Origin of the sequence: Sphingobium yanoikuyae (assembly GCF_034424525.1) — a bacterium.
Classification (GTDB): domain Bacteria; phylum Pseudomonadota; class Alphaproteobacteria; order Sphingomonadales; family Sphingomonadaceae; genus Sphingobium; species Sphingobium yanoikuyae.
Genome location: NZ_CP139979.1, coordinates 1,194,386 through 1,206,506 on the forward strand (window position 1 = coordinate 1,194,386; position 12,121 = coordinate 1,206,506).

General features: G+C 64.7%; 8 protein-coding genes. 7 read left to right on the forward strand and 1 reads right to left on the reverse strand.

Going from position 1 to position 12,121, the window contains the following annotated elements; genetic code table 11:
* Window positions 1–4: 4 nt before the first annotated feature.
* Entirely contained in the window at window positions 5–517 is a 513-nt protein-coding gene (locus U0025_RS05585) for an RNA polymerase sigma factor (RefSeq protein ID WP_029547652.1), read from the reverse strand.
* Between the two features lie 158 nt (window positions 518–675).
* Here U0025_RS05585 and U0025_RS05590 point away from each other — a divergent pair, with 158 nt between their 5' ends.
* The 7 genes from U0025_RS05590 (at window position 676) to U0025_RS05620 (ending at window position 12,078) form a co-directional block, all read left to right on the forward strand.
* Window positions 676–1,881: a serine hydrolase domain-containing protein gene (locus U0025_RS05590; RefSeq protein ID WP_004211861.1), complete on the forward strand. Its 1,206-nt coding sequence runs from the start codon at window positions 676–678 to the stop codon at window positions 1,879–1,881.
* A 119-nt stretch (window positions 1,882–2,000) separates the two neighbouring features.
* Window positions 2,001–4,466, forward strand: coding sequence for a glycogen/starch/alpha-glucan phosphorylase (locus tag U0025_RS05595; RefSeq protein WP_323156759.1), 2,466 nt, complete (start codon window positions 2,001–2,003; stop codon window positions 4,464–4,466).
* 39 nt (window positions 4,467–4,505) lie between these two features.
* Window positions 4,506–6,680 (forward strand): 1,4-alpha-glucan branching protein GlgB, encoded by a 2,175-nt coding sequence (gene glgB, locus U0025_RS05600; protein WP_004211865.1) that lies wholly within the window; start codon window positions 4,506–4,508, stop codon window positions 6,678–6,680.
* Between the two features lie 48 nt (window positions 6,681–6,728).
* Window positions 6,729–7,988, forward strand: coding sequence for a glucose-1-phosphate adenylyltransferase (gene glgC, locus U0025_RS05605; RefSeq protein ID WP_004211867.1), 1,260 nt, complete (start codon window positions 6,729–6,731; stop codon window positions 7,986–7,988).
* Between the two features lie 8 nt (window positions 7,989–7,996).
* Window positions 7,997–9,448, forward strand: a complete 1,452-nt coding sequence (glgA, locus tag U0025_RS05610) for a glycogen synthase GlgA (protein ID WP_037491325.1) — start codon at window positions 7,997–7,999, stop codon at window positions 9,446–9,448.
* Window positions 9,445–11,349: a glycogen debranching protein GlgX gene (gene glgX, locus U0025_RS05615; RefSeq protein ID WP_004211870.1), complete on the forward strand. Its 1,905-nt coding sequence runs from the start codon at window positions 9,445–9,447 to the stop codon at window positions 11,347–11,349. The genes glgA and glgX overlap by 4 nt, the downstream gene beginning before the upstream one ends.
* Window positions 11,350–11,445: 96 nt before the next feature.
* On the forward strand, window positions 11,446–12,078 hold the full coding sequence (locus tag U0025_RS05620) for a PaaI family thioesterase (RefSeq protein ID WP_004211872.1): 633 nt from the start codon (window positions 11,446–11,448) through the stop codon (window positions 12,076–12,078).
* Window positions 12,079–12,121: the final 43 nt, after the last annotated feature.

Below are 12,121 nucleotides of genomic sequence, written 5' to 3' on the forward strand. Positions count from 1 at the left end.
CCGCTCATTCCGTATCCAGACTTTGCTTGAGCGCAAGCATTGCCCGATAGGCCTTTTGCAGATCCTTCTCGACCGTGGTCAGGCTGACCCCCAATTCCTCCGCGATCAGCCGCTGGCCGACCCCTTCTATGCGGAAACGGCGGAACACCAGTTCGACGCGGGGGCCAAGATCGGCCAATATGCCGCGCGCCTGTTCCAGCCGCTGATTGAGGATCATGCGTTCGTCGACCGCCAGATCGTCATTCGGGTCGGCCATCACGCCGCCGGCGCCTTCGGCCCAGTCCTGTTCGCGCCGCTCGCGCCGCGTGGCGGAGCGATAGCGATCGAGCATCAGGTTGTTGGCCATGCGATAGAGATAGGGCAGGGGATCGGCGACCGGCCCCAGATCCTTGGCCTCCAGCTTCATCCACATGTCCTGCAGCAGATCTTCCGCATCCTCGCCCGCACCGCGCGCGCGCAGGAAGCGCAGCAGGGCAGCGCGATTCTGGAAGAAGATAGCAGAAAGGCCCGTGGCCATGCCTGTGGTGCGTCCGGTATTGGCGATCAGGCGGGTTGCCATAGAGGCAGGGGTGGGGTCTTGGCAATGGCAAGGCGTTGATGGACCGATCATGGCCTGAAATCATTTACCTGACGCGCGGCTTGCTCTAGCCCGGTTCGCCTATGGCAGGAGCGGACATGGCGACAGCGAAGGTGACGGATGCAGCAGCGGCGCGGGCGGCGGGGATGGATCCCGACCGGCTGGACGCGCTGGTCGATCATCTGGACCGGACCTATGTGCAGAGCGGCAAATTGCCGCACATGCAAATGCTGGTCTCGCGCGACGAGGTGCCGTTGTTGTCGGTCAGTCGGGGGCAGGCGCGCGCGACCGGCGAGCCGTTACAGGCTGATGCGCTGTTTCGCATCGCGTCCATGACCAAGCCGGTCACCAGCGTTGCCTTCATGCGGCTGGTCGAACAGGGCAAGGTGGCGCTGGACGATCCGGTGACCGACGTGCTGCCGGAATTTGCCGACCTGCGCGTCGGCGCGGATGGAACCGGGCGGATGACGCGGCCGATGCGGATGATCGACCTGCTGCGCCACACGTCGGGCCTGACCTATGGGTTGCAACGGCAGACGCCGATCGACGCGCGCTATCGCGAACTGGGGCTGGACGAGTTCCAGCAGAAGCGATCATCGGACGAATTCATCGCCGCGCTGGCCAGCCTGCCGCTGGAATTTTCGCCGGGCGAGCGCTGGAATTACGGCGTGTCGACCGATGTGCTGGGCGTGATCGTCGAGCGACTGTCGGGGCAGGATCTGGAGACGCATTTTCGTCAGAATATCTTCGATCCGCTGGGCATGAAGGACAGTTTCTTCACCTTGCCTGAGGACCGGACCGACCGACTGACCGATGCCTGGGGGCTGGGCGAGGACGGGTTGCGGCTGCGTGACCGGGGCGCGGCCAGCAGTTGGCGGCGCAAGCTGCGTTTCCGATCGGGCGGGGGCGGGCTGATTTCCTCCACGGCCGACTATCATCGCTTTGCCCGGATGCTGCTGCGCGGTGGCGAGCTCGATGGGGCGCGACTGTTGCAGCCCGAAACGGTGGCGCAGATGCGGACCAATCACCTGCCCGGCGGCGGCGACCTCGCCAGCATGTCGCAGGCGATGTTCAGCGAAGCTGACTATGCCGGAGTGGGTTTCGGTCTGGGCTTCGCGATGACGCTGGCGAACCAGCAATTTTACTGGGGCGGGGTGTTTTCGACCTATTTCTTCATCGATCCGGTCGAACGACTGATCGGCCTGTTCATGACCCAGCATCTGCCGTCCAGTACCTATCCGGTGCGGGCGGAATTGCGGGCCGGGATCGGGGCGGCCATCGTTACGCGACGCGGTCAGCGCTGAGGCAGGCCAAGCCCGCAGAAAGAAGCGGGAAAAGTCCATGCTGCGCTGCAAAAAATGGATTGGCATGGCGAAGCGCGCTGTGCCATCATCCCGGTGACTCATAGAGGGAGATCCCGGCCATGAATCTCAAGGGCGAGACGCAGCTTCCCAAGCCGGCACCCCGGCAGGTTGACCCGCAGATTCTGGCCCATGAGATTGTCGAGCGATTGACCTATCGCATCGGCAAGGATGCCAAGGCGGCCAAGCCGCATGACTGGCTGCATGCCGTCATCCTCTCGATCCGCGACCGGGTGATCGACGCCTGGATCGAGTCCACCCACAAGACCTATGAGGAACAGGGGCGCCGGGTCTATTATCTGAGCCTGGAATTCCTGATCGGCCGGCTGATGCGCGATGCCGCGTCCAACATGGAAATGCTGGACGATTTGCAGGCGGCGCTCGACTCGCTGGGCGTCGACCTGGACCTGATCGCCGCGCTGGAGCCGGATGCGGCGCTGGGCAATGGCGGCCTGGGACGACTGGCTGCCTGCTTCATGGAGAGCATGGCGACGGTCGACATCCCCGCCTATGGCTATGGCATCCGTTATGTGAACGGCATGTTCCGGCAGGAGATCAGCGACGGCTGGCAGGTGGAACTGCCGGAAAACTGGCTGGCGCACGGCAACCCCTGGGAGTTCGAGCGGCGCGAGGCGAGTTACGAGGTCGGGTTCGGCGGGCGTGTCGATCCGGCCGAGTGCGAGAATTGCGGCCCCTATCAGATGAGCTGGCGCCCGGCCGAACGGGTGATCGCCACCCCCTATGACACGCCGATCGCGGGCTGGCGGGGCAAGCGGGTCAATACGCTGCGCCTGTGGGAGGCGCAGCCGATCGACCCGATCCTGCTCGACAAGTTCAATGCCGGCGACCATCTGGGCGCGCTGTCCGAAAGCAACCGGGCCGAGGCGCTGACCCGCGTCCTCTATCCTGCCGACAGTTCGCCGGCGGGGCAGGAATGGCGGCTGCGGCAGGAATATTTCTTCTCCTCCGCCTCGCTGCAGGACATTGTCCGGCGGCATATCCAATATTTCGGCGATGTCCGTACCCTGCCGGACAAGGCGGCGATCCAGCTCAACGATACCCATCCGGCGGTGTCGGTGGCGGAGCTGATGCGCATCCTGGTCGATGAGCATGGGCTGGATTTCGACGAGGGTTGGGACATTGTCCGCCGCACCTTCGGCTATACCAACCACACCTTGCTGCCCGAGGCGCTGGAAAGCTGGCCGGTGCCCTTGTTCGAGCGGCTGCTGCCCCGGCACATGCAGATCGTCTATGCCATCAACAGCCGCTTGTTGGGCGAGGCGCGCAAGTCCGGCCAGTTCGACGACCATGCGATCGGCACCATCTCGCTGATCGACGAGGGCGGCGAGCGGCGGGTGCGGATGGGCAATCTGGCCTTTGCCGGATCGCACAGCGTCAACGGCGTGTCGGCGCTGCATACCGACCTGATGAAGGTCACGGTCTTTGCCGACCTGCACAAGCTCTATCCCGCGCGGATCAACAACAAGACCAACGGCGTCACCTTCCGCCGCTGGCTGATGCAGTGCAACCATGGCCTGTTCGAGTTGATCCGCGAGGCGATCGGCGACCGCTTCATGGACGATGCCGAGGCGCTGCGCGAGCTTGACAATTTCGCCGACGACACCGCCTTCCAGGAGCGGTTTCTGGCGGTGAAGCGCTTCAACAAGGTCGCGCTGGCCGACCTGCTGCGTAAGCGGATCAACGCCCGGATCGACGCCGACGCGCTGTTCGATATCCAGATCAAGCGCATCCATGAATATAAGCGGCAATTGCTCAACATTATCGAGGCGGTGGCGCTCTATGACCAGATCCGTTCTCACCCCGAAAAGGACTGGGTGCCGCGGGTCAAGCTGTTCGGCGGCAAGGCAGCGCCCAGCTATCATAATGCCAAGCTGATCATAAAGCTGGCGGGCGACGTGGCCCGCGCGATCAATCATGATCCGTCGGTGCAGGGGCTGCTGAAGGTGCAGTTCGTGCCCAATTACAATGTCTCCATGGCCGAGATGATGATCCCGGCGGCGGATCTGAGCGAACAGATTTCGACCGCCGGCATGGAGGCGTCGGGCACCGGCAACATGAAGTTCGCGGTCAACGGCGCGCTGACCATCGGCACGCTGGACGGTGCCAATGTCGAGATGCGCGATCATGTCGGCGAGGATAATATCGTGATCTTCGGCCTGACCGCGGCCGAGGTGAACCAGCGCCGGGCCGAGGGTTATAATCCGCGCGCGGTGATCGAACAGAGCCGGGAACTGGGGCAGGCGCTCAATGCCATTGCCAGTGGCGTCTTCTCGCCCGACGACCCCAATCGCTACAAGGATCTGATCCAGGGTATCTACGACCATGACTGGTTCATGGTGGCGGCCGATTTCGACAGCTATGCCGCCGCCCAGCGCCGGGTCGATGGCATCTGGCAGGATCAGGCATTGTGGGCGAAGAAGGCGATCCACAATGTCGCGCGCATGGGCTGGTTCTCGTCCGACCGGACGATCCGCGAATATGCAGCCGACATCTGGAACATGGGATGATAAGAATGGCCGCGATCGGCGGAGACGGGAGATAGGAGCGTGCTGACGCCGGAGCAGATCGACCGGCTGGTCGAAGGGCGGGATGCCGATCCCTTCGCGACGCTTGGCGTGCACCCGGCCGATCCTGACAGCGGCAAGACCGGCTTTACCGCCTGCGTGCTGCTGCCCGACGCCGTCAGCGTCAGCGCGCAGACGCTGGATGGCAAGCCGGTCGGCGAACTGGCGCTGATCCACCCGGCCGGACTGTTCGAGGGCAAGGTCAAGATTCGCAAGCGCCAGCCGCTGCGCTATGAAGCGCAATATGCCGATGGCGGTACCTATGCGACGATCGACCCCTATGGCTTTGGCCCGGTGCTGGGGCCGATGGACGATTATTATTTCGCCGAAGGATCGCACAAGCGCCTGTTCGAGAAGCTGGGCGCGCATCCGATGGAGCATGAAGGGATTGCCGGCACTCATTTCGCGGTCTGGGCGCCCAATGCCCGGCGCGTGTCGGTGGTCGGCGACTTCAATCGCTGGGACGGGCGGCGCGGGGCGATGCGGCACCGACAGGATGCGGGCGTATGGGAAATCTTCCTGCCCGAGGTCGGCATCGGCCAGCCCTACAAGTTCGAGATTGTCGGGCCGGACGGCGTGGTGCTGCCGCTCAAGGCTGATCCCTTCGCCTTTCGCTCGGAACTGCGCCCGTCGACCGCGTCGATCGTCAACGGTCCGCCTGCGCATATATGGGGCGATGCGAATCACCGCGACTATTGGCAGAAGGCCGATGCGCGGCGCCAGCCCATCTCCATCTACGAGGTGCATGCCGGGTCATGGCAGCGCGACGGAAATGGCGATTTCCTGCACTGGGATGCGCTGGCCGAGCGGCTGATCCCCTATGTCGTCGGCATGGGTTTCACCCATATCGAGTTCCTGCCGATCAGCGAATTTCCCTATGATCCGAGCTGGGGCTACCAGACGCTGGGCCTTTATGCGCCGACCGCGCGCTTTGGCGATCCGGCGGGCTTTGCCCGCTTCGTCGATGGTGCGCACCGGGCGGGGATCGGCGTCCTTCTCGATTGGGTGCCGGCGCATTTTCCGACCGACGAGCATGGCCTTGCCCGGTTCGACGGCACCGCGCTTTATGAACATGCCGATCCGCGCAAGGGGTTCCAGCCGGACTGGAACACGGCGATCTACAATTTCGGCCGGCGCGAGGTCGCGGAATATCTGACCAACAATGCGCTCTTCTGGGCCGAACGCTATCATGTCGACGGGCTGCGGGTCGATGCGGTCGCGTCGATGCTCTATCTCGATTATTCGCGCAAGCCCGGCGAATGGATCCCCAATGACCATGGCGGACGGGAGAATGTGGAGGCGGTCGCTTTCCTCCAGGGGATGAACAAGGCGCTCTATGCGGACTCGCCCGGCGTGATGACGATCGCCGAGGAATCGACCAGCTGGCCGCAGGTGTCTGCGCCGGTACATCAGGGTGGCCTTGGCTTCGGTTTCAAATGGAATATGGGCTTCATGCACGACACGCTGCGCTATCTGGCGCGCGAGCCGGTGCATCGACAGCATCATCATGACGACATCACCTTCGGCCTGCTCTACGCCTTCAGCGAGAATTTCGTGCTGGCGCTGAGCCATGACGAGGTGGTGCATGGCAAATCGTCGCTGCTGCACAAGATGGCGGGCGACGACTGGCAGAAATTCGCGACGCTGCGGGCTTATTATGCCTTCATGTGGGGCTATCCCGGCAAGAAGCTGCTGTTCATGGGACAGGAGTTTGCCCAGCGCGCCGAGTGGAGCGAGCAGCGGGCGCTCGACTGGAACCTGGTCGATCATGCGCCCCATCATGGCGTGCAGATGCTGGTCGGCGACCTCAACCGCCTCTATCGCTCGCGGCCGGCGTTGCATGCGCGCGATTGCGAAGCGGAAGGGTTTGAATGGGTGCTGGTCGATGGCGCGGCGGACAGCGTCTTTGCCTGGCAGCGGCGGGCGCCCGGCCACAAGCCGATCGTCGTCATCAGCCATTTCACCCCGGTGCTGCGCCATGGCTATCGCATGCGGCTGCCCGTGGGCGGTCGCTGGCGCGAGATACTCAATAGCGATGCGTGTGAATATGGCGGCAGCGGCGCCGGCAATATGGGCGTGGTCGAGGCCGATGAGAGCGGATGGGCGAACATAACCATCCCGCCCTTCGGAACCTTGATGCTGGAACTGGACTATTGATACCGAGGAACGCGTGCAGGCGGTCGCGGGCATGAGAGAGGAGCCCTAATGCAACAACGCAATCAGCCGATCGCGCGCGACGCCATGGCCTATGTGCTGGCCGGCGGACGCGGCAGTCGCCTTGCCGAGCTGACCGATCGCCGGGCCAAGCCGGCGGTGCATTTCGGCGGCAAGGCGCGGATCATCGACTTTGCGCTGTCCAATGCGCTCAACAGCGGTATCCGCCGCATCGGCGTGGCGACCCAGTATAAGGCCCATTCGCTGATCCGTCATTTGCAGCGCGGCTGGAACTTCCTGCGGCCCGAGCGCAACGAGAGCTTCGACATATTGCCCGCCAGCCAGCGTATCTCCGAAAGCCAATGGTATGAGGGCACGGCCGACGCGGTGTTCCAGAATATCGACATCATCGAAAGCTATGCGCCGGAATATATGGTTATCCTGGCCGGCGATCATGTCTACAAGATGGACTATGAGCTGATGCTGCAACAGCATGTCGACAGTGGCGCAGACGTCACCGTCGGCTGTCTGGAGGTGCCGCGCAAGGAAGCGGTCGGCTTTGGCGTGATGCATGTCGACGAGGCGGATGTGATCACCGCCTTTGTCGAAAAGCCCAAGGATCCGCCCGCCATTCCCGGCCAGCCCGACATGGCGCTGGCATCGATGGGCATTTATGTCTTCCGCACCCGCTTCCTGATCGAGCAATTGTTGCGCGACGCCGACGACAAGAACAGCAAGCGCGATTTCGGCGGTGACATCATCCCCTATATCGTCAAGCACGGGAAGGCGGTGGCGCATCGCTTTTCCAGCAGTTGCGTGCGGGCGGAAAGCGAGCTGGTGCCCTATTGGCGCGATGTCGGCACGATCGACGCCTATTGGCAGGCCAATATCGACCTGACCGACGTGGTGCCCAGCCTGGACCTTTACGACCGCAGCTGGCCGCTCTGGACCTATTCGGAGGTCACGCCGCCGGCCAAGTTCGTCCATAACGAGGATGGCCGGCGCGGATCGGCGACCAGTTCGCTGGTGGCGGGCGGCTGCATCGTGTCGGGCTCCTCGCTGCATCGCAGCCTGCTCTTTTCCGAGGTGCGCACCCACAGCTTCTCGTCCATTACAGAGAGCGTCATCATGCCCAATTGCGTGATCGGGCGGGGCGCGCGGCTGCACAAATGCGTGGTCGATTCCGGGATCAGCATCCCGCCGGGCCTGATCATCGGCGAAGACCCGGCCTTTGACGCGCAGCATTTCCGTCGCACCGACAGCGGCATATGCCTGGTGACGCAGCCGATGATCGATCGGCTGGTGGCCTGAAACGAAGGATGATGATGAAGCTTCTGTCGGTTGCGTCCGAAATTTATCCGCTGATCAAGACCGGGGGGCTGGCCGATGTCGTCGGCGCGCTGCCCGGCGCGCTGGCCGGCCATGATGTCGAGACCCGGACGCTGGTGCCGGGCTATCCGTCGGTGCTGTCGAAGCTGGGCAAGGCCAAGGCGGTGCGTCGCTATGAAAAGCTGTTCGGCGCCCCGGCGACGGTGCTGGCGGGCAAGGTTGGTGACCTCGACCTGCTGGTGCTGGATGTGCCCGATTTCTTCGCGCGCGAAGGCGGGCCCTATGGCGACCATGGCGGCAATGACTGGGGCGACAATTGGCGGCGCTTTGCCGCGCTGGCGCGGGTCGGTGCGGACATTGCGGCGGAGGGCGTGAAGGGATGGGTGCCCGATATCGTCCATGTCCATGACTGGCAGGCGGCGATGACGGCGGCCTATATGCGCTTTGGCCCGGCCCATGCCGTGCCGCGCATCGTCACCATCCATAATCTGGCCTTTCAGGGGCGGTTCGGGCCGGAGATTTTCGGCCAGCTGGGCCTGCCGCCGGAGGCATGGGGCATGGATGGCGTGGAATATTATGGCGGCACCGGCTTCCTGAAGGCGGGGCTGGTGTCGGCCGATGCGATCACCACGGTCAGCCCGACCTATGCCGAGGAAATCCGCTCGCCGGTGCATGGCATGGGTCTGGACGGGCTGATCAACGGGCGCAGCGACAAGCTGCACGGCATATTGAACGGCGTCGATACCGATATCTGGAACCCGGCCGAGGATGAACTGATCGCGCGGCGTTTCAGCGCGCGGGCGCTCAGCGGGCGGAGCGCCAATCGGCGCGCGCTGGAGAAGCGCTTTGGTTTGCAGCGCGACGAGGCGCCGATATTCGTCATCATCAGCCGCCTGACCTGGCAGAAGGGCATGGACCTGATGATGGGGGCAATCGACCATCTGGTCGGGCTGGGCGCGAAGCTGGCGGTGCTGGGATCGGGCGATCATGCGCTGGAGGGCGGCTTCCTGGCGGCGGCGGACCGGCATCGCGGTCGGGTGGGCGTGCAGATCGGCTATGACGAGCCGCTGTCGCATCTGTTGCAGGCGGGCGGCGACGCGATCCTGGTCCCGTCGCGGTTCGAGCCGTGCGGCCTGACCCAGCTTTATGGCCTGCGCTATGGCTGCGTGCCGGTGGTGGCGCGGGTCGGCGGCCTGGCGGACACGGTGATCGATGCCAATGAGGCGGCGGTGAGCGCGGGCGTGGCGACCGGCATCCAGTTCGCCGGCGACGATCCGCTGGCGCTGCACGGCGCGATTGCGCGGACGGTGCGATTGCATGGTGAGCCGGAGGCCTGGCAGGCGATGCAGCGCGCGGGGATGCGCGCCGATTTCAGCTGGACGCACAGCGCTGCGCGCTATGCGGCCCTTTATCGCAGCCTGCTGGGGCGCGAAGCGGCATGAGCGCGGACGGGTTCGGGCCGGTGATCGATGCCGGCGGAACCCGCTTTGCCGTCTGGGCGCCGGAGGCGACGCAGCTCTGGCTCTGCCTGTTCGACGCTGACGACCGGGAAACGCGCCTGCCGATGGCGCGGGGAGAGGGGGGCGTCTGGCAGGGCCATGCGTCGGGCGTCGGCGCGGGCGCGCGCTATGGCCTGCGCGCCGATGGCCCTTATGATCCCGATCATGGCCTATGGTTCGATCCCGACAAGCTGTTGCTCGATCCCTATGCGCCGGCGATCGACCGGGCCTTCGTCCATGACCCGATGCTGGCCGCGCCGCGCGGGCAGGGGGAGGATACGGCGCCGCTGATGCCCAAAGGGGTGGTGGCGCCGCGGCTGCCGGCCGTCGCGCCGGCGCCGCCGCGCTTCCAGCCGGGCGGGCTGATCTACGAATTGCAGGTGCGCAGCTTCTCGCTGTTGCATCCTGACGTTCCCGAAGCGCAGCGCGGCACGATCGCCGCGCTGGCCCATCCGGTGGTGATCGACCATCTGCAGAAGCTGGGCGTCGGCGCGGTCGAACTGATGCCGATCAACGCGTGGATCGATGAGCGGCATTTGCCGCCGCTCGGCCTGCGCAATGCCTGGGGTTATAATCCGGTCAGCTATTTCGCGCTCGATCCGCGACTGGCGCCCGGCGGCCTAACCGAACTGCGCGATACGGTGGCAGCGCTGCACGATGCGGGGATCGGCGTGATCATGGACATGGTCTATAATCATGACGGCGAAAGCGACAGGTTGGGGCCGACCTTGTCGCTGCGCGGCCTCGATGCCCGCGCCTATTTCCGGCACGAGGCGGACGGGCGGCTGATCAACGATACCGGCACCGGCAACAGCGTGGATTGCAACCAGCCGATGGTGCGTCGGATGATCCTGGAATCACTACGCCATTTCGTGGTGCAGGCGGGGATCGACGGTTTTCGCTTCGATCTGGCGCCGGCGCTGGGGCGGTTGCCGGATGGGTTCGATCGCGACGCGCCGCTGCTGGCGGAGATGCGCGCCGATCCGGTGCTGGGCGACCGCATCCTGATCGCCGAGCCATGGGATATCGGGCCGGGCGGCTATCAACTGGGCCGGTTCGGGTTGCCCTGGCTGGAATGGAATGACCGCTATCGCGACGATATGCGGCGGTTCTGGCGGGGAGACGCCGGCACGATTGGTGCCTTTGCCACGCGACTGGCGGGATCGTCGGATTTGTTCGATGGCATCACCCGCAGCGTCAATTTCCTCGCCGCCCATGACGGCTTCACCCTAGCCGACTGCATCGCCTATGCGGAGAAGCATAACCTCGCCAATGGCGAGGACAATCGCGATGGCCATGGCGAGAATTTCAGCTGGAACAATGGCGTGGAGGGGGTGAGCGACGATCCGGCGGTGAACGCGGCGCGGCGGCGCGACATCAAGGCGCTGCTCTCCACCCTCTTCTGCTCGCGCGGGACGATCATGCTGACGGCGGGCGACGAATTCGGGCGCAGTCAGATGGGCAATAATAATGCCTATGCGCAGGATAATGGCATCAGCTGGATCGAGTGGGACGCGCGCGACCGGGAGATCGAGGCCCATGCCTTTGCGCTGGGGCAATGGCGGCGGCGTTGTGCCGATCTGACCGATGTGGCGCTGCTGGGCGAGGACGATGTCGTCTGGCTGGACGAGGGCGGTCAGCCGCTGAGCGTCGCTCAATGGGAAGACCCCGCGCGGCGGCGGCTGGTGCTGCATTTCCGGGCGTCGGGCCTAAGCATGTGCATCAATGGCGCGGAGGGCGATTTTCTTTTCGATCTGCCCGGCGGTCCCCTGATGGTGCCGGGGCGCAGCGTGATGCCGCAACGCCGTAGCGTTATCCCGGAAGGCGCGGCCGCGCCCGATTGATGCGCGGCGATCCAGCCGTCATCCTGCCCGCCGATCGGGGGCTTCCTTCGCCCGCCAAAGCATGGCTAAGCAGGGGCAAAGGGAGCAGGACGACAGATGACGGAAGCAGGATCGGCGGCAGGACCGGGAGCGGACGAGGAACGGGATCTGCTGGGCGGGCGCTGGCTGACGGGCGATACGCCCTATGGTGCGATGATCGACCGGTTGCGCGATTTTCTGGATCATGTCGCGGCGGCCAAGCTGGACGACGCTACGGCGCAGGCGCTGGACGCGGACCTGGCCGCCTGGACGCAGCGGCTGACGCCGATGGTGGCGGACGAGGCGCATCGCATGTTCGGCCGGGTGCGCGATGCGCCGGGTCATGGCCAGGTGTTCGCGCCGGCCTTCATCCCCGATCAGATGGGCGATGATTCGCTCCATGCCCGCGTCACCTTTGGCGCCTTCCATCTGGGCGCCAATTATGCCGCCCATGGCGGGGCGGTGGCTTTGCTGTTCGACGAGATATTGGGCCTGCCGGCGAATATGAGCGCGCAGCGCATGGCGCGCACCGCCTATCTGCACGTCAATTATCGCGCGATCACGCCGATCGACAAGGAATTGCAGGTCAGCGCCTGGGTGACGAAGGTCGAGGGACGCAAGCGTTTCGTGCGCGGCGAACTGCGTTACGGCGACCTGTTGTGCGCCGATGCCGAGGGGCTGTTCATCGAATTGCTGCCGCACCAGCAATAAGTCTGGAACCATCGCCGCATTGGCCCGTTCTGTTGCATGAGGC